This is a genomic window from Aeromonas sp. 604443, assembly GCF_049170315.1.
Taxonomy (GTDB): Bacteria; Pseudomonadota; Gammaproteobacteria; order Enterobacterales; family Aeromonadaceae; genus Aeromonas; species Aeromonas veronii_A.
Genome location: NZ_JAAKMI010000010.1, coordinates 74,883 through 92,049, shown reverse-complemented (window position 1 = coordinate 92,049; position 17,167 = coordinate 74,883). Strand labels below are relative to the sequence as shown.

14 protein-coding genes are annotated in these 17,167 nt (G+C 59.0%); 5 read left to right on the top strand and 9 right to left on the bottom strand.

Annotation, left to right across the window (positions count from 1 at the left end):
- Positions 1-30: 30 nt before the first annotated feature.
- From coaE to G5380_RS14310, 7 genes are all read right to left on the bottom strand, one after another.
- On the bottom strand, positions 31-645 hold the full coding sequence (gene coaE / locus G5380_RS14340; protein ID WP_421209458.1) for a dephospho-CoA kinase: 615 nt from the start codon (positions 643-645) through the stop codon (positions 31-33).
- 14 nt (positions 646-659) lie between these two features.
- Positions 660-1,532: a prepilin peptidase gene (locus tag G5380_RS14335; RefSeq protein WP_216952201.1), complete on the bottom strand. Its 873-nt coding sequence runs from the start codon at positions 1,530-1,532 to the stop codon at positions 660-662.
- Between the two features lie 60 nt (positions 1,533-1,592).
- Positions 1,593-2,834: a type II secretion system F family protein gene (locus G5380_RS14330; protein WP_227341827.1), complete on the bottom strand. Its 1,242-nt coding sequence runs from the start codon at positions 2,832-2,834 to the stop codon at positions 1,593-1,595.
- Between the two features lie 129 nt (positions 2,835-2,963).
- A complete protein-coding gene (gene tapB, locus G5380_RS14325) occupies positions 2,964-4,670 on the bottom strand; it encodes a PilB family type IVa pilus assembly ATPase TapB (protein ID WP_416034850.1) in 1,707 nt (568 codons plus the stop codon).
- Positions 4,670-5,119 (bottom strand): pilin, encoded by a 450-nt coding sequence (locus G5380_RS14320; RefSeq protein ID WP_421209455.1) that lies wholly within the window; start codon positions 5,117-5,119, stop codon positions 4,670-4,672. The genes tapB and G5380_RS14320 overlap by 1 nt, the downstream gene beginning before the upstream one ends.
- Before the next feature lie 314 nt (positions 5,120-5,433).
- The gene (gene nadC, locus G5380_RS14315; protein WP_421209454.1) at positions 5,434-6,309 is read right to left on the bottom strand and encodes a carboxylating nicotinate-nucleotide diphosphorylase; all 876 of its coding nucleotides are present in this window, start codon (positions 6,307-6,309) and stop codon (positions 5,434-5,436) included.
- A 3-nt stretch (positions 6,310-6,312) separates the two neighbouring features.
- The gene (locus G5380_RS14310) at positions 6,313-6,783 is read right to left on the bottom strand and encodes a retropepsin-like aspartic protease family protein (RefSeq protein ID WP_421209452.1); all 471 of its coding nucleotides are present in this window, start codon (positions 6,781-6,783) and stop codon (positions 6,313-6,315) included.
- 130 nt (positions 6,784-6,913) lie between these two features.
- Here G5380_RS14310 and ampD point away from each other — a divergent pair, with 130 nt between their 5' ends.
- The 5 genes from ampD (at position 6,914) to lpdA (ending at position 14,857) form a co-directional block, all read left to right on the top strand.
- Entirely contained in the window at positions 6,914-7,489 is a 576-nt protein-coding gene (ampD, locus tag G5380_RS14305; protein ID WP_421209450.1) for a 1,6-anhydro-N-acetylmuramyl-L-alanine amidase AmpD, read from the top strand.
- A gap of 278 nt (positions 7,490-7,767) precedes the next feature.
- On the top strand, positions 7,768-8,532 hold the full coding sequence (gene pdhR / locus G5380_RS14300) for a pyruvate dehydrogenase complex transcriptional repressor PdhR (RefSeq protein ID WP_005336127.1): 765 nt from the start codon (positions 7,768-7,770) through the stop codon (positions 8,530-8,532).
- A 79-nt stretch (positions 8,533-8,611) separates the two neighbouring features.
- On the top strand, positions 8,612-11,272 hold the full coding sequence (aceE, locus tag G5380_RS14295; RefSeq protein WP_421209448.1) for a pyruvate dehydrogenase (acetyl-transferring), homodimeric type: 2,661 nt from the start codon (positions 8,612-8,614) through the stop codon (positions 11,270-11,272).
- Between the two features lie 119 nt (positions 11,273-11,391).
- Entirely contained in the window at positions 11,392-13,281 is a 1,890-nt protein-coding gene (aceF, locus tag G5380_RS14290) for a pyruvate dehydrogenase complex dihydrolipoyllysine-residue acetyltransferase (RefSeq protein WP_335812138.1), read from the top strand.
- A gap of 148 nt (positions 13,282-13,429) precedes the next feature.
- Entirely contained in the window at positions 13,430-14,857 is a 1,428-nt protein-coding gene (gene lpdA / locus G5380_RS14285; RefSeq protein WP_005341659.1) for a dihydrolipoyl dehydrogenase, read from the top strand.
- Positions 14,858-14,925: 68 nt separating this feature from the next.
- On the opposite strand, the gene G5380_RS14280 is transcribed toward lpdA, so the two are convergent.
- Together G5380_RS14280 and G5380_RS14275 are read right to left on the bottom strand one after the other, a co-directional pair.
- Positions 14,926-15,108, bottom strand: a complete 183-nt coding sequence (locus G5380_RS14280) for a hypothetical protein (protein WP_005341657.1) — start codon at positions 15,106-15,108, stop codon at positions 14,926-14,928.
- A gap of 143 nt (positions 15,109-15,251) precedes the next feature.
- Positions 15,252-17,162, bottom strand: a complete 1,911-nt coding sequence (locus G5380_RS14275) for a methyl-accepting chemotaxis protein (RefSeq protein ID WP_421172500.1) — start codon at positions 17,160-17,162, stop codon at positions 15,252-15,254.
- Positions 17,163-17,167 lie beyond the last annotated feature (5 nt).

The window sequence follows — 17,167 nt, the reverse complement described above, 5'->3', positions numbered from 1 at the left end:
CCTGGCCAGCCATAAACCGGCCTAGTGTACTCACTGTTGACGGGGTTGTTGAGAGGCAAATGCCAGATATGTCTCGTGTAGTGCCAAAATCCGCGTTTTTATCGCCATTTCGCTGCCATTGGCGTTCTCGATGACATCATCCGCCGCAGCTAGCCGTTCTGTCCGGCTGGCCTGTGCTGCGATGATGGCTCTGGCCTGCTCGGTGCTGACGCCATCACGGCGGCAGGTGCGCTCAATCTGGGTCGCTTCGTCCACATCGATCACCAGCACCCGGTCGGCGAGGCCGGTGAGTTTGTTCTCCACCAGCAGCGGCACCACCAGCAGGCAGTAAGGAGAACTGGCTGCGGCACACTGGCGCAGCATTTCACTGCGAATCAGCGGATGGAGCAGTGCATTGAGCCACTCCTTGGCCTGCGGGTCGCTGAAGACCCGCTCGCGCAGGGTGCGACGGTCGAGTTGACCGCTCGGCTCAATCACATCCGGGCCAAAATGGTCGGCGATGGTGGCAAGGGCCGGGGTGCCCGGCTCTACGACCTCGCGGGCGATCACATCGGCATCCACCACCTCGATACCCAGTTCGGCAAACTGATTGGCGATGGTGGTCTTGCCACTGCCGATACCACCGGTAATAGCAACTACATACATGGGGGGCCTCTTGCTCAAAGCAGGGTAGAGAGATACCAGTTGGTGATGGTATCGCCCCACAGCAGGGCAATCCAGCCCGCGATGGCGAGGTAGGGGCCGAAGGGGATGGGCTTGCCCTGATGGTGTTTGTGCAAGGCGATCAGGCTGATGCCGATCACGGCGCCGACCAGGGATGAGAGCAGCAATATGATCGGCAGCGCCTGCCAGCCGAGCCAGGCACCCAGCGCCGCCAGCAGCTTGAAGTCGCCATAGCCCATCCCCTCCTTGCCGGTGAGCAGCTTGAAGGCCCAGTAGAGGCTCCAGAGCACCAGATAGCCGACCATGGCGCCAATCACGGCATCCGCCAGCGGTACGAAGCCACCTGCCAGATTGAACAGCAGACCGCCCCACAGCAGGGGCAGGGTGAGCTGATCTGGCAGCAACATCTTGTCGAGATCGATAAAGGTGAGGGCCACCAATACCCAAGTCAGCAGCAGGGCGGCCAGTGTGCCCCAGCCCGGCGTTATGACCATGGCAACGGCCACCGAGAGCAGGGCTGTTATCAGCTCTACCAGCGGATAGCGGGCCGAGATGGGCGCCTGACAGTCGCGGCAACGCCCCTTGAGCCAGAGCCAGCTCAGCAGCGGAATGTTCTCGATGGCGGTAATGGGGTGACCACAGTGAGGGCATGCGGAGCGCGGTACCATCAGGTTGTAGCGCTCTGGTGCGATGGCCTCTTCGTCGGGGGAGAAGTAGCTGCGATACTCGGCCTGCCACTCTCGCTCCAGCATGATGGGCAGGCGGTGGATCACCACGTTGAGGAAACTGCCGATCATCAGGGAAAAGATAAAAACCAGCGAAAAAAAGAGCCATGGCAAGCCGTGAGCCAGCTCGAGAAGAAGTGTCATAACCAACCGTCAGTTTTTGAATGAGGTAAGGGCATGGCTTTGGCGCCCTGCCCTGATGAATCAACCCACCACGTCGCCAAGTTTGAAGATGGGCAGGTACATGGCGATAACCATGCCGCCGACCAGCACCCCGAGCACCACCATGATGAGGGGTTCCAGCAGGCTGGTAAGGCCATCGACCAGGTCGTCCACCTCTTGCTCGAAGATGGTGGCAACCTTGGAGAGCATATCATCGATGGCACCGGACTCCTCGCCGATCATCACCATCTGGATCACCATGTCCGGGAAGAGATCGACGGTGCGCATTGCCACGTTGATCTGCATACCGGCCACCACCTCGTTGCGAATGGCCATAACGGCGGTGCGATAGACATAGTTGCCGGAGGCACCGGCCGCCGAGATGAGTGCATCCACCAGCGGGATACCGGCCGAGAAAGTGGTTGAGAGTGTGCGGGCAAAGCGGGCCATCGCCGCTTTGTGCAGGATCATACCGACTACCGGGATGGTGAGCACAAACTTGTCGGTATTGTCCCTTACCTTCTGGGAGGCGCGCCAGGCGCGCACATAGAGGAAGATGGCGAGCGCAGCTCCGCCGAAGAAGACATACCACCAGTTCTGCATAAAGCGTGAGATGCCGATGACAAACTGGGTGAACACCGGCAGCTCGGCGCCAAAGCTCTTGAAGATATCCTCGAACTGGGGGATGACGAACAGCAGCAGGATGGAAGTCACCACTATGGCCACCAGAATAACCATGGTGGGATAGAACATGGCCTTCTTGATCTTCGACTTGAGCGCTTCCGACTTTTCTCGATAGGTGGCGATACGGTCGTAGATGGTCTCCAGTGCACCGGATTGCTCCCCCGCCTCAACCAGATCGCAGTAGAGATCGTCAAAATGGCGGGGATGGCGGCGCAACGCCTCCGACATGGGGGTTCCGGTCTCAACATCGGAGGCGATCTCACCCATCAGCTCGCGCATGGCGGCTTTCTCGTGGCTGCGGGCGATGATCTGCAGGCTTTGCACCAGCGGTACGCCGGCGGAGAGCATGGTGGTGATCTGGCGGGAGATAATCGCGATATCCATCGGCTTGATCTTGGCGCCGCCTTTGGAGAAGAGCCCCTGAGATTTTTTGGCCACCTTGGTGACGTTTACTCCCTGCTTGCGCAGCTCCGCCTTGACGGTATTGATGCTGTCAGCCTGCAGCTCGCCGGAGACCTTCTGCCCCTTGCGATTGACCCCGTGCCAGCGGAAGGCAAAGACTTTTTTCGGGGTGTTGTTCTTTTTCGTTAGGGTTGCCATCTTTGCATCCTGCAATTGGGCGGATGGTCAGGGAGCCCCTGAACCATCTGACCTGATAAATATCCTCAAACGGCTTGGCACCATCTGGTCGCTTGCTGGTAGATCATCTTGCTCGCATCTTGGCGAGGTTTAATTGGTGGTGACCCGGTTGACCTCGGCAAGGCTGGTGACACCAAGCCGTGCCTTCTCCAGTCCCGAAGTGCGCAGGGTGCGCATGCCCTCTTTCTGGGCAATCGCCGCAATTTGCAGGGAGTTGGCCCCCTGCATGATCAATTTTGCGATATTTTCCGACATTAGCATGATTTCGTAGATGCCGACTCGCCCCTTGTAGCCGCCGGAACACTCCTTGCAACCAACCGGTTTGAACAGTCGCAAGCCGGCTGCCAGCTGCTGCGGGGTAAAACCCAGCTCCAGCAGCTCGGCTTCCGGCACCACCTCCGGCGCCTTGCAGTGGTCACACAGCTTGCGGGCCAGCCGTTGGGCCATTATCAGGGTGACCGAAGAGGCAATATTGAAGGCGGGCACCCCCATATTCATCATCCGGGTCAGGGTTTCGGCAGCCGAGTTGGTATGCAGGGTTGAGAGCACCAGGTGGCCGGTTTGTGCCGCCTTGATGGCGATCTCGGCGGTTTCGAGATCCCGTATCTCCCCCACCATCACCACATCCGGATCTTGCCGCAAGAAGGAGCGCAGGGCGCTGGCAAAGGTGAGCCCCGCCTTGGGGTTGACCTGTACCTGGTTGACGCCCGGCAGATTGATCTCCACCGGATCTTCGGCGGTGGAGATGTTTACCTCGGTGGTGTTGAGAATATTGAGGCCGGTATAGAGCGAGACCGTCTTGCCCGAGCCGGTGGGGCCGGTGACCAGTATCATCCCCTGCGGTTTCGAGAGGGCTCGCAGGTACTGTGCCTTCTGGCGGTCGTCAAAGCCAAGCTGCTCGATATTGAGGCGGGCCGCCGAGGAGTCGAGCAGACGGATAACGATCTTCTCCCCCCACATGGTGGGCAGGGTGTTGACCCGCATATCCATCGACTTGTTGCGCGACAGCTTCAATTTGATGCGGCCATCCTGCGGCAGCCGCCGCTCGGCGATATCGAGCCGCGCCATCACCTTGAGGCGGGCAGAGAAGCGGTTGGCCAGATTGACCGGCGGGGTTGCGATTTCGTGCAAAATGCCATCGATGCGAAAGCGCACTCGATATTTGAACTCATAGGGCTCGAAGTGCAGGTCGGAGGCACCGCGCTTGATGGCATCCATCAGGATCTTGTTGATGTACTTGACGATGGGGGCATCGTCATCGGCGGTATTGACGCTCTCGTCCAGCCGGCTGTTCTCGTCGCTTACCTCGAGGTCGGAGATCTCGGCCTCGTCGATATCCTCCATGCCGAGGGCGTCGTTTTCGCTCTCCAGCAGCTTGCCGATCGCGGCGGTGAGCTTGTTCTCCTCCACCAGCAGCGCCTCGGTATGGAGCCCGAAGCTGAAGCCGAAGTCCTCCAGGGCCGACACATTGGTCGGATCCGACATGGCGATATAGAGAGTGTGGCCCTGGGTATAGATGGGCAGGACGTGGTGCTTCTCAATCAGTTTCTGATTGAGGTACTTCTGCGGGATCTCGGCCAAATCGAAGGCGGCAAGATCCAGCAGAGGTACCCCATACTCCAGCTCGCAAAAATCGGCGAGCGCCTTGCTGTCGAGGATGTCGTTTTCTATCAGAAAGGTCACAAAGGGTTTGCGCTGGGCCTTGGCCTGGCTCAGATAGCGCTGGGAATCCTCTTCACTGATCAGTGAAGAGGCGGCCAGGCTTAACGCCAGGCCGCTATTAGGGCTAGAGGTCATTATTTAGCTGGGCAATAATCTGCTGCCGTTGCTGCACAAGTAAGAGTCCATGTTAATGGGTCTGTATTGGAAGGGGTTGAGCTTGTCAAAATTGCAGTGTCTCCAACGACAAGAGGTGCAAGTGAGCCTGCTGCGGCGCTCGCTGTTGGTGCTGAAGTTACAACCCAAGCAGAGGTTCCTCCTCCAGTCACGGTTGTTGTGACATTTCCTTGCGCAACAGCACCACTTTGAATGTCGGCTAAGACGCAAGCAGTGCCTTTAGTTTGCACACAGACTTCAATAGAGGTTTTGTATTTACCGGTAGCAGAAGCAACCTCAGTCATTTTGGCTTTTTTGGTGTAGTTCTGATATGCCGGCAGCGCGACGGCGGCCAAGATGGCCACGATCGCAACCACGATCATCAATTCAATAAGGGTAAAGCCTGATTGTTTCTTCATTTTGCTGTTCATGGAAAATATCCTTTTATCCTTGGTTCCTGGGAAGTGCCGGTGGAAAATCATCTGCACGTCAGTATCTTATCCGAGCTGTCAGGGGTGGCAACAGAGATTGTCCATTTTGTTAATCACACTTCTTTCATTTAGCAAAAACTTGATGCGTGTCATAAAAGAAGTGGCTTCCTATGACTCTTTTTGTGGCCGAATTAGGGTCCGTCTGTACACTCCTTTGCCGAGGGATCCTGCATAAAGAAAAGGCGCCTCTGGCGCCTTTTGCAAGTTGTTTGTCCGGTTATATCGAGTGTTTGCTCAAGCCTGTGGGGGGCGTCTCACGGTTGGATAAAGCGCATGGAGAGATCGAGTGCCCGCACATGCTTGGTCAGTGCCCCGACCGAGATAAAATCGACGCCGGTGGCGGCAAACTCGGCCAGAGTGTCGAGGGTCACATTGCCGGAGACCTCCAGCTTGGCGCGGCCCTGATTGATGGCGACCGCTTCTCGCATCATGGTCACGTCGAAGTTGTCCAGCATCACGATATCGGCGTTGGCCGCCAGCGCCTGTTCCAGCTCGGCCAGCGATTCCACTTCCACCTCTACTGGTTTGCCCGGATTGAGATGGCGAGCCTCATTAATCGCCTCGACAATGCCGCCACAGGCGAGGATATGGTTCTCCTTGATGAGATAGGCGTCATAGAGGCCGATGCGGTGATTCTTGCCGCCGCCACAGGCGACCGCGTACTTCTGGGCGGTGCGCAGCCCCGGTATGGTCTTGCGGGTGTCGAGCAGGCGGCAGTCAGTGCCCTCCAGCTCCGCCACATAGCGAGCGGTGAGGGTGGCGACGCCGGAGAGGGTCTGGACAAAGTTCAGCGCATTGCGCTCGCCGGTCAGCAGCAGGCGGGCAGGGCCGTGGAGGCGGAACAGCTCCTGATTGGGGGAAAGCACTTCCCCATCCTGCACCTTCCACTCCACCTTCACTTCGCCACCGAGCTGGGCCTTCAGTTGCAGGAAGACTTCATCCACCCATGGCTGGCCGCAGAACACTCCGGCCTCGCGGGTGATGACCCGGGCGCTGGCCATCCGGTTGGCCGGGATCAGCTGGGCGGTGATATCGGCGCTGGCGTCCGGTTGGTCCAGCGTGGTGAGGGCATCGCCCAGATCTTCGAGTAGTGCGGCGCGCACGGCGCGGCTGACATCCTGTTGAAACATGCCTTATTCCTGCAAGGGTCTGAGCAGCAGTTGCCGCTCCTTTTGAACCAGCTCCAGCCGACCGAGGGCGTTCATGCCAACCAGCACTTCGTCACCGTCTGCCGCCGGATTGATAAAGATGGCCAGATCGTACAAGGTCAATGGCCCCATCGCCAGCGTTTCGATGGTGCCGTTGCCGACCCGGACCTGCCCCGCGGCGGTATTGACCTGGCTGCTGCCATGAGCGGTCAGGCCGAGGCGCTCGGCAACCTGCTGCGGAATGGTGATGCGAGTGGCGCCGGTATCGAGCAGCAGTTGCACCGGCTGGCCGTTAATGGCACCCTCCAGACGATAGTGGCCGCTCTGGTCGGCCCGCAGCAACAGCTCGCCGCTGGCGGTGACGCTTGGTTGGTTGCGGGAGTGAAAATAGAGGGTCAGCAGGCCCATCAAAGAGAGCCAGGCCAGTAACCACATCCAGCGTGCCGTGTGCTGCATACCCCATCCATATCGAGCGGAAGATGACTCAGCCTAACATACCACTTCCCATTGATTCAGTGAGTTGGTGTCGGGTTGCCTATCAGGTATCTTCGTTTTCTCGCCATTTATCAGTCAACTCGAGTAGCCGATGACTCAACTCGCTTCGCAACCTTGTTTCTCTATCGATGCCGCTGGCTGGTGCCAGCAGGCGCGCCGGGTGCCTTCTCCCCATCACAACGAACGGGCCGTGCCGGACGATATCTCCCTGCTGGTGGTACATGGCATCAGCCTGCCGCCGGGGGAGTTTGGCGGTCCCTTTATCGACGATCTCTTTATGGGACGACTCGACCCTGAGGCTCACCCCTATTTTGCCGGTATCCATCAGCTGCGAGTCTCGGCTCATTGTCTGATCCGCCGTGATGGCGAGCTGGTGCAGTATGTGCCGTTTGGCGCGCGCGCCTGGCATGCGGGAGTATCGAGCTGGCAGGGGAGGGAGGCGTGCAATGACTTCTCCATTGGCATCGAGCTGGAAGGGACCGACGAAACCCCCTATACCGAGGCTCAATACCGGGCGCTGGCGGGGCTCACTCGAGCCATCTCGGAGCGCTATCCGGCGATTACCCACGAAAAAATTGTCGGCCATTGCGATATCGCGCCAGGGCGCAAGACGGATCCCGGGGCCAGTTTCCAGTGGGATTACTACCGTCAGTTACTAAACAGATAAAGTAAATATTCAAATTTAGTTTGGATTTTAAAATCAATGGCTTGCCGATCTGGCAGGCCATTTTTGCTTCTGGTTGCACATATGTTATTTGTGAGCGCAGTCAAGAATATTGGTCAGACCATTTTCTATGAGCTAAATCATGTTTCCCCTGCTTTACCCCTTAAGTGGTGGGGTTGATTCTTGACTCAGATCATCTTTTGAGTGGACTTTTCAAAAGGCCTCTGCTAATTTTCGCCCCATCCATAAAATTGGTAATACCAATTTAACAAAGTAGCCTCATGCCCTATCGCAAGATTACGCAACCCAAGTTGGCCGACTCCATTGTCGCCGAGCTGGAACAGATGATTCTGGAAGGCAGCCTGCAGCCGGGGCAGAAATTGCCTCCCGAGCGGGAACTTGCCATCCAGTTTCAGGTATCGCGCCCCTCCTTGCGCGAAGCCATCCAGCGACTGGAAGCGCGCGGATTGCTTTATCGCCGTCAGGGCGGCGGCACTTATGTGCAGAATGCCCTGAGCAAGGGGATCGCCGATCCTCTGTTCGAACTGCTCAGTACCCACCCGGAAGCCCAGTATGACTTGCTGGAGTTTCGCCACGCGCTGGAAGGCATCTGTGCCTACTACGCGGCCTTGCGGGGAACCGGGTCTGATTTCGAGCGTATTCGTCAGGTGCAAACCACCATCGAAGAGGCGGGGCAGCTGGGCTCGCTGGTGGCCGAATCGGCAGCCGTGACCCAGTTTTATCTTGCGGTGGCCGAGGCGTCCCACAACGTGGTGCTGCTGCACCTGCTGCGGGCCATGAGCCCGATGCTCGAACAGAACATTCTGCAGAATAACGAGATTTTGAATCGCCGCCCGGGAGTGGTAGCCAAGATACGTCGCCATCGCGCGAATCTGATCGAGGCTATTCTTTCGGGGGCTCCGGAGCGGGCCAGAACAGCTTGTCATGAGCATCTGGCCTTTATCGAGGACACCTTGTTGGATATGCAGAGGGAAGACAGCCGGATCCAGCGATCCATGCGTCGGATCCGTCAGCAGGAAAACTAATCCCACAAGGCTTTATTGTCGAATGCTTGCGCCCTTCGCCGTGCAATGCCGTGCAATCACAACAACATAGGAACCAGCCATGTCTGATATCCTGAAGAACGATGTGGACCCGATAGAAACGCTGGAGTGGCTTGCCTCTCTGGAATCCCTGCTGCGTGAAGAGGGTCCGCAACGCGCTCAGTTCATCCTTGAACAGTTGGCCGAGAAAGCCCGCGCAAGCGGTGTGGACGTGGCTGCCAAGGCAAATCGCGATTACATCAACACCATCCCGTCCAGCGATGAGCCGGACTACCCGGGTGACCTGGAGATGGAACGCCGCATTCGCGCCATCATCCGCTGGAACGCCATGATGATCGTGCTGCGCGCCTCCAAGAAAGACCTGGACCTGGGTGGTCACATGTCTTCCTTCGCTTCTTCTGCGACCATCTATGATGTCTGCTTCAACCACTTCTTCCGTGCTCGCAACGAGAAGGATGGTGGCGATCTGGTTTACTTCCAGGGTCACATTTCCCCGGGCATCTATGCTCGCGCCTTTGCTGAGGGTCGTCTGACCGAAGAGCAGCTGGACAACTTCCGTCAGGAAGTGGACGGCAAGGGTCTGCCTTCCTATCCGCACCCGAAACTGATGCCGGACTTCTGGCAGTTCCCGACCGTCTCCATGGGTCTGGGCCCCATCGCCGCCATCTATCAGGCTCGCTTCCTGAAGTACCTGACCGACCGTGGCATCAAGGATTGCTCCGAGCAGACCGTTTACGCCTTCCTGGGTGACGGCGAGATGGACGAGCCGGAAGCCAAAGGTGCCCTGACTGTTGCCGTGCGTGAAAAGCTCGACAACCTGGTGTTCGTGGTTAACTGCAACCTGCAGCGTCTGGATGGTCCGGTTGTCGGTAACGGCAAGGTCATCAACGAGCTGGAAGGCCTGTTCGCTGGCGCCGGTTGGGACGTGACCAAGGTTATCTGGGGTCGCAAGTGGGATGAGCTGCTGAAGAAAGACACTTCCGGCAAGCTGATCCAGCTGATGAACGAGACTGTGGACGGTGACTACCAGACCATGAAGTCCCGCGACGGTGGCTACATCCGCGAGCACTTCTTCAACCGTTATCCGGAAACTGCCGCGCTGGTCAAAGACATGACCGACGAGGAGATCTTCGCTCTGAACCGCGGTGGTCACGATCCTCGCAAACTGTTCGCTGCATTCAACAAGGCGACCCAGACCAAGGGCAAGCCGACCGTTATTCTGGCCAAGACCATCAAGGGTTACGGTATGGGTGAAGCGGCCGAAGGCAAGAACATCGCTCACCAGGTCAAGAAGATGGAGCTGGACTCCGTGCGTCACCTGCGTGACCGCTTCAACCTGCCGGTGGCCGACGAGCAGCTGGCCGATCTGCCGTACCTGAAGATCGAAGAGGGCAGTGAAGAGCACAAGTACCTGCATGCTCGTCGTGCAGCCCTGAAAGGCTATCTGCCGACCCGTCTGCGCGAAAGCACCACCAAGCTGGAAATCCCGGCGCTGGATGCCTTCGGCCCGCTGTTGGGCGAGCAAGCGCGCGAAATCTCCACCACCATGGCGTTCGTGCGTTCCCTGAACGTGATGCTGAAAGACAAGTCCATCGGCAAGCGCATCGTTCCGATCCTCGCTGACGAAGCCCGTACCTTCGGTATGGAAGGTCTGTTCCGCCAGATCGGTATCTACAGCCCGCACGGTCAGCAGTACACCCCGCAAGACCGCGACATCGTCTCCTACTACAAGGAAGACAAGCAGGGTCAGGTTCTGCAAGACGGTATCAACGAGCTGGGCGCCATGTCCTCCTGGCTGGCTGCTGCGACCTCTTACAGCACCAACGATTGCCCGATGATCCCGTTCTACATCTACTACTCCATGTTCGGCTTCCAGCGGATCGGCGACATGGCGTGGGCAGCCGGTGACCAGCAAGCCCGTGGCTTCCTGCTGGGTGCAACCTCCGGTCGTACTACCCTGAACGGCGAAGGTCTGCAGCACGAAGATGGTCACAGCCACATCCTGGCGAACACCATCCCGAACTGCATCTCTTACGACCCGTCCTATGCCTATGAAGTGGCGGTGATCGTACAGGACGGCCTGCGCCGCATGTACGGTGAGAACCCGGAGAACGTGTTCTACTACATCACCACCCTGAACGAGAACTACGCCATGCCGGCCATGCCGGAAGGCGCCGAGGAAGGCATCCGCAAGGGTATCTACAAGCTGGAATCCGTCGCCGGTGCCAAGGCGAAAGTTCAGCTGCTGGGTTGTGGTTCCATCCTGGGGCACGTGCGCAAGGCTGCCCAGATCCTGGCCAGCGAGTACGGCATCGGTTCCGATGTGTTCAGCGTCACCTCCTTCAACGAGCTGGCCCGTGACGGTCAGGACGCGGATCGCTGGAACATGCTGCACCCGACCTCTGAAGCGCGTGTTCCCTACATCGCTCAGGTACTGGGTTCCGAAGCCACCATCGCTGCGACCGACTACATGAAGTCCTTCGCCGATCAGGTTCGCGCCTTCGTTCCGACCGAGAACTACCGCGTGCTGGGTACCGACGGCTACGGCCGTTCCGACAGCCGTGCCAACCTGCGTCGTCACTTCGAAGTGAACGAGTTCTACGTGGTGGTTGCTGCTCTGACCGAACTGGCCAAGCGCGGCGAGGTAGACAAGCAGGTTGTGGCCGACGCCATCGCCAAGTACGGCATCGATGCCGACAAGGTCAACCCGCTGTACGCGTAAGTGGATCAAGGGTCGCGCCGTCATGCGGCGTGACCCTGCCAGGATTTAAAACGGTTAACGCGAGATGTGCGTGGCGGCATCAACCAGTCACGCGGATCGACGCAAGAGGATAAAGCACAATGTCCAAACAGATTATGGTGCCGGATATCGGCGCCGATGAAGTTGAAGTCACCGAGATTATGGTGGCCGTGGGTGACAAGGTCGAGCTGGACCAGTCCATCATCGCGGTAGAAGGCGACAAGGCCTCCATGGAAGTACCGGCCCCGTCTGCCGGTATCGTTAAAGAGATCCTGATCAAGGTAGGCGACAAGGTTGCCACCGGTTCCCAGATCATGATCTTCGAAGCCGAAGGCGCTGCCGCCCCTGCTGAAGTTGCTGCACCGGCTGCCGCTGCTCCGGCCGCCGCACCTGCCGCTGCCGTGCGCAAAGATGTGCACGTACCGGACATCGGTGACGACGAAGTGGACGTGACTGAAATCATGGTTGCCGTGGGCGACATGGTTGAAGCTGACCAGTCCATCATTGCCGTGGAAGGTGACAAGGCCTCCATGGAAGTGCCAGCGCCGTTTGCCGGTCGCGTGGTCGAGATCAAGGTTGCCGCTGGTGCCAAGGTCTCTACCGGTTCTCTGGTGATGGTATTTGAAGTGGCTGGCGCTGCGCCTGCTGCCGTTGCTGCTCCGGCTCAAGCTGCCGCGCCCGTGGCTGCTGCCCCGGTTGCCGCTGCTGCCAAAGAGGTCAACGTACCGGATATCGGTGGCGACGAAGTGGAAGTCACCGAGATCATGGTTGCCGTGGGTGACAAGGTTGAAGCTGACCAGTCCCTGATCGCCGTGGAAGGTGACAAGGCCTCCATGGAAGTGCCTGCGCCGTTCGCCGGTGTGGTCAAAGAGATCAAGGTGAAGGCGGGTGACAAGGTCTCCACCGGTTCCCTGATCATGGTATTCGAAGTGGCTGGCGCAGCTCCTGCTGCCGCGCCGGTTGCTCAAGCTGCCGCTCCGGTCGCCGCTGCCCCTGTTACTGCTGCTCCGGCTCCGGTTGCTCAGGCTGCTGCCGCTGCGACCGATTTCGTTGCCAACGACGCTTATGTACACGCCTCTCCGGCGGTACGCCGTCTGGCGCGCGAGTTCGGCGTCAACCTGGCCAAGGTGAAAGCCTCCGGTCGCAAGGGTCGCATCGTCAAAGAAGACGTGCAAGCCTACGTGAAGGATGCCATCAAGCGTGCCGAGTCCGCTCCTGCCTCTGCTGGCGTAGCCGGTGGCAACGGTCTGGGCGTCCTGCCGTGGCCGAAAGTAGACTTCAGCAAGTTCGGTGATGTGGAAGAGGTCGAGCTGACCCGCATCCAGAAGATCTCCGGTCCGAACCTGCACCGCAACTGGGTCATGATCCCTCATGTCACCCAGTTCGACGAAGCCGATACCACCGAGCTGGAAGCGTTCCGCAAAGAGCAGAATGCGATGCTCGAGAAGCAGAAGGCAGACGTGAAGATCACCCCGCTGGTGTTCATCCTGAAAGCCGCCGCCAAGGCGCTGGAAGCCCACCCGCGCTTCTGCAGCTCCCTGTCCGAAGATGGCAGCAAGCTGATCATGAAGAAGTACATCCACATCGGTGTGGCGGTAGATACCCCCAACGGTCTGGTTGTGCCCGTGGTGCGCGATGTTAACAAGAAGGGCATCATGGAGCTGTCTCGCGATCTGGCCGAGATCTCCAAGAAGGCCCGTGCCGGCAAGCTGACCGCTGCCGACATGCAGGGCGGTTGCTTCACCATCTCCAGCCTGGGTGGCATCGGCGGTACCAGCTTTACCCCGATCGTCAACGCGCCGGAAGTGGCCATCCTCGGTGTTTCCAAGTCCGAGATGAAGCCGAAGTGGAACGGCAAAGAGTTCGCGCCGCGCCTGATGCTGCCGCTGGCTCTGAGCTACGACCACCGGGTGATCGATGGTGCCGATGGGGCTCGCTTCATCACCACCATGAACGGTGTGCTGTCCGACATTCGTCGACTGGTCCTGTAAGTGAGAGGGCGGGCCCAGAGCCTGCCCTTTTTACTTCTCATTTCATTAACATGATCGTAAACTTGCCCCGTTTTTTTCACGGCTGCAGCCACCCGTTTCGGTATAAGACTGCGCTGTCCGGGGATATAAGAACGACAAAGAGGTCATGATGAGTAAAGAAATCAAAACCCAGGTCGTAGTACTGGGTGCTGGCCCTGCCGGTTATTCCGCTGCTTTCCGTGCAGCCGATCTGGGTCTGGATACTATTATCGTCGAGCGTTACTCCACCCTGGGTGGCGTCTGCCTGAACGTGGGCTGCATCCCCTCCAAGGCGCTGCTGCACGTTGCTAAAGTGATTGAAGAAGCCAAAGCGCTGGCCGAGCACGGCATCGTCTTCGGTGCACCGCAGACCGACATCGACAAGATCCGTCTGTGGAAAGAGAAGGTTATCAACCAGCTGACCGGCGGTCTGGCTGGCATGGCCAAGATGCGTAAAGTTCAGGTTGTTAACGGCTTGGGTAAATTTACCGGCCCGAACACGCTCGAAGTGACCGGGGAAGACGGCAAGACTACCGTGACCTTCGACAACGCCATCATCGCGGCCGGTTCCCGTCCGGTGAAGCTGCCGTTCATTCCCCACGATGACCCGCGCGTATGGGACTCTACCGATGCGCTGGAGCTGAAAACCGTTCCCGGCAAACTGCTGGTTATCGGTGGCGGCATCATCGGTCTGGAGATGGGTACCGTTTATTCCTCTCTGGGTTCCGAGATCGACGTGGTGGAATTTGCTGACCAGCTGGTTCCGGCTGCCGACAAAGACATCGTCAAGATCTACACCAAGCGTGTGGCCAAGAAATTCAACATCATGCTGGAGACCAAGGTCACTGCAGTTGAAGCGCGCGAAGACGGCCTGTACGTCTCCTATGAAGGCAAGCACGCTCCGGCCGAGCCGGTTCGTTACGACAACGTGCTGGTTGCCGTAGGTCGTGTGCCGAACGGCAAGATGCTGGATGCCGAGAAGGCTGGCGTTGCCGTGACCGAGCGCGGCTTCATCGAGGTGGACAAGCAGCTGCGTACCAACGTGGCGCACATCCACGCCATCGGTGACATCGTGGGTCAGCCGATGCTGGCACACAAAGGTGTTCACGAAGGTCACGTTGCCGCCGAAGTCATCGCCGGCAAGAAGCACTACTTCGACCCGAAAGTGATCCCGTCCATCGCCTACACCGAGCCAGAGATGGCATGGGTTGGTCTGACCGAGAAAGAGGCCAAGCAACAGGGTCTGAACTTCGAAGTTGCTACCTTCCCGTGGGCAGCTTCCGGCCGCGCCATTGCATCCGATTGCTCCGACGGCATGACCAAGCTGATCTTCGACAAGGAGAGCGGTCGCGTCATCGGTGGTGCCATCGTGGGTACCAACGGTGGTGAACTGCTGGGTGAAATCGGTCTGGCCATCGAGATGGGTGCTGACGCCGAAGATATCGCGCTGACCATCCACGCTCACCCGACTCTGCACGAGTCCGTGGGTCTTGCTGCCGAAGTGTTCGAAGGCTCCATCACCGACCTGCCGAACGCCAAGGCCAAGAAGAAAAAGTAATCTTCTGCCATCTTCATGAAAAAGCCGCTCATTTGAGCGGCTTTTTGTTTTCGGGTTTGGCTAAGAGGTTAGCAGCGCCCCTTCTTGGCCTGACCGGGCGGGCAGAAGGTGCCATAACCGCCACCACTGCCGTCACTGACCCGGATCCGGGTATCGTCTACGCTCACGTCGGCGCCGTGTACTCGTACCGGCCCGCTGCTGCAGGCGCTGAGCACTCCCCCCAGCAATATCATTACGATCAGCTTGCCCATAACTCCTCCTCATATTTCCCTGATTATGAGGCATTTCGAGAGCCGCATAACGGCGGTTGAATGGCCGTGCGTCACCGTTTGCCGTGGCTATGACAGAGGGCACCGCAGCGCCCTCTGGTGAGTCTTCATAAGTGGGATGCAGACTACAGACGGAAGTTGCCGACCAGCTTGTCGAGTTGACCGGAGAGCTGCTGCAGGCTGCGGCTGGACTCGGTCAGCTGGTGGGCAATGTCGGCGGTCTCCATGGTGAGCTGGTTGATGTCCTCTACGTTACGGTTGATCTCGCCCACTACGCTGGATTGTTCCTCGGTGGCGGTGGCGACCTGGATATTCATGTCGTTGATCTGGGTGATGTGGGCGGTGATCTGGCCGAGGGCGGCGTTGGCCTCATCGGCCTGGCTCACTACCTCCAGACTCTGGTTGCGCCCCTGTGCCATGGCGCTGACGGCGCGGGCACTCTGCTCCTGCAAGCGGTTGATCATCCCCTGGATCTCGGCGGTCGAGGCGGCGGAGCGGTTGGCCAGATTGCGCACCTCATCTGCCACCACGGCGAAACCGCGACCCTGTTCACCGGCCCGTGCGGCCTCGATGGCGGCGTTCAGTGCCAGCAGGTTGGTCTGCTCCGAGATGCTGCGGATGGTTTCGAGGATGCTGCCGATGGAGTCGGTCTGGCTTGCCAGCGACTCGATAACCCCTGCCACCTGCTCAATCTCGCCGGAGAGGCCGACGATGCCGTGGCGCGCCTGCGCTACCACTACTGCCCCTGCATCGGCCTGATCGTTGGCCTGTCTGGCTACTTCTGCTGCCAGCGAAGCGTTACCGGCGATCTCGCTCACCGTGGCCCCCATTTCGTGGATAGCGGTGGCCACCTGCACGGTGCGATCGCGCTGGGCAGTACAGTTGTGCTGGGTCAGCTGTGCCTTGTTGGCCACCTCGTTGGCGGTGGCCGCGAGCTGGCGGGAGTTCTCCGCCACCTGCTCGATGGAGCCGTGGATCTTGGCGACGAAGTTGTTGAAGCCGGTCGCAACCTGACTCAGCTCGTCACGTCCTTCCACCTTGAGGCGCTGGGTAAGATCCCCATCGCCGCTGCCCAGCTCCTTGAACAGGCGGGCCAGTTCGTTGAGCGGGCGGCTGACCGAGCCTGCCAGCAGCATCCCCATCAGCCCCATGGCAAGGGCAATCACCAGCGAGATCATCAGGATCTCGTTGCGGGTCTGATCCAGCTCGGCATAGATCTCGGCTTCTGGCACCTGGGCCACCAGATACCAGTCGAGCAGCGGGATATAGCTGCTGGCCAGTACCATGGGCTCGCCATTGACTTCGGCGTTGATGACGGCAAAGGGACGTTTGGCCAGCAGGCTGCCGGTATCACCGCTGGCGATGCCGCCCAAGGTATCGCGTTCGATACGGTTGGCCTCGGGGTGCAGCTTCACCTTGCCGCTGCCATCGACCATAAAGACGATGCCGCTCTCTTCCAGCCGGAAGTTGGAAACCATGGTCACCATGGTATCGAGGGATTTGGCAAAGCCGGCCAGCCCGCGCCCGTTGAGCTGCTGGAAGTTGACGAACAGCTTCACCTCGCCGTTGCTCTCGCGGAAGATGCTGAGGGTCATCTCCTTCTGGCTCTTGGTGTAGTCATAGAACCAGGCGTCCTGCGCTGGGGTCAGGTTGCGCAGAAAGCCATCCTGGTTGTAGTAGGCTGCGGTCTGGCGATCGGCGAAGGAGGCCGTCACCAGACCATACTGGTTGGCCACATCCTTGAGCTGGTTGATGAGGATCGGCTCCTGCTCTTTGGGCATGCCCCGATCCACCCAGTCGAGAATGAAGCGGTCGGTGGCCAGTTGGCGGGCGGCCTGGGCGATGCCGTGGAGATCCTGTTCAATCTCCTTGCTGATCCGCTGGGTCAGGTTGGGGAGCTCCTGCTCGAACATCCGGTTTTCGATCAGTTGCTGGGCCGAGCGTTGACTGAAGTAGCCTACCAGCAGGCAGGAGACGACCACGGCCAGGGTGACCGTGGCCAGTATTTTCTGTTTAAGAGTGAGGGTTGCCAGCATAAAGG

Bases quoted from the DNA above. Each gene is read 5' to 3' on its own strand.
- coaE (WP_421209458.1), bottom strand. From the start codon at position 645: ATGTATGTAGTTGCTATTACCGGTGGTATCGGCAGTGGCAAGACCACC.
- G5380_RS14335 (WP_216952201.1), bottom strand. From the start codon at position 1,532: ATGACACTTCTTCTCGAGCTGGCTCACGGCTTGCCATGGCTCTTTTTT.
- G5380_RS14330 (WP_227341827.1), bottom strand. From the start codon at position 2,834: ATGGCAACCCTAACGAAAAAGAACAACACCCCGAAAAAAGTCTTTGCC.
- tapB (WP_416034850.1), bottom strand. From the start codon at position 4,670: ATGACCTCTAGCCCTAATAGCGGCCTGGCGTTAAGCCTGGCCGCCTCT.
- G5380_RS14320 (WP_421209455.1), bottom strand. From the start codon at position 5,119: ATGAACAGCAAAATGAAGAAACAATCAGGCTTTACCCTTATTGAATTG.
- nadC (WP_421209454.1), bottom strand. From the start codon at position 6,309: ATGTTTCAACAGGATGTCAGCCGCGCCGTGCGCGCCGCACTACTCGAA.
- G5380_RS14310 (WP_421209452.1), bottom strand. From the start codon at position 6,783: ATGCAGCACACGGCACGCTGGATGTGGTTACTGGCCTGGCTCTCTTTG.
- ampD (WP_421209450.1), top strand. From the start codon at position 6,914: ATGACTCAACTCGCTTCGCAACCTTGTTTCTCTATCGATGCCGCTGGC.
- pdhR (WP_005336127.1), top strand. From the start codon at position 7,768: ATGCCCTATCGCAAGATTACGCAACCCAAGTTGGCCGACTCCATTGTC.
- aceE (WP_421209448.1), top strand. From the start codon at position 8,612: ATGTCTGATATCCTGAAGAACGATGTGGACCCGATAGAAACGCTGGAG.
- aceF (WP_335812138.1), top strand. From the start codon at position 11,392: ATGTCCAAACAGATTATGGTGCCGGATATCGGCGCCGATGAAGTTGAA.
- lpdA (WP_005341659.1), top strand. From the start codon at position 13,430: ATGAGTAAAGAAATCAAAACCCAGGTCGTAGTACTGGGTGCTGGCCCT.
- G5380_RS14280 (WP_005341657.1), bottom strand. From the start codon at position 15,108: ATGGGCAAGCTGATCGTAATGATATTGCTGGGGGGAGTGCTCAGCGCC.
- G5380_RS14275 (WP_421172500.1), bottom strand. From the start codon at position 17,162: ATGCTGGCAACCCTCACTCTTAAACAGAAAATACTGGCCACGGTCACC.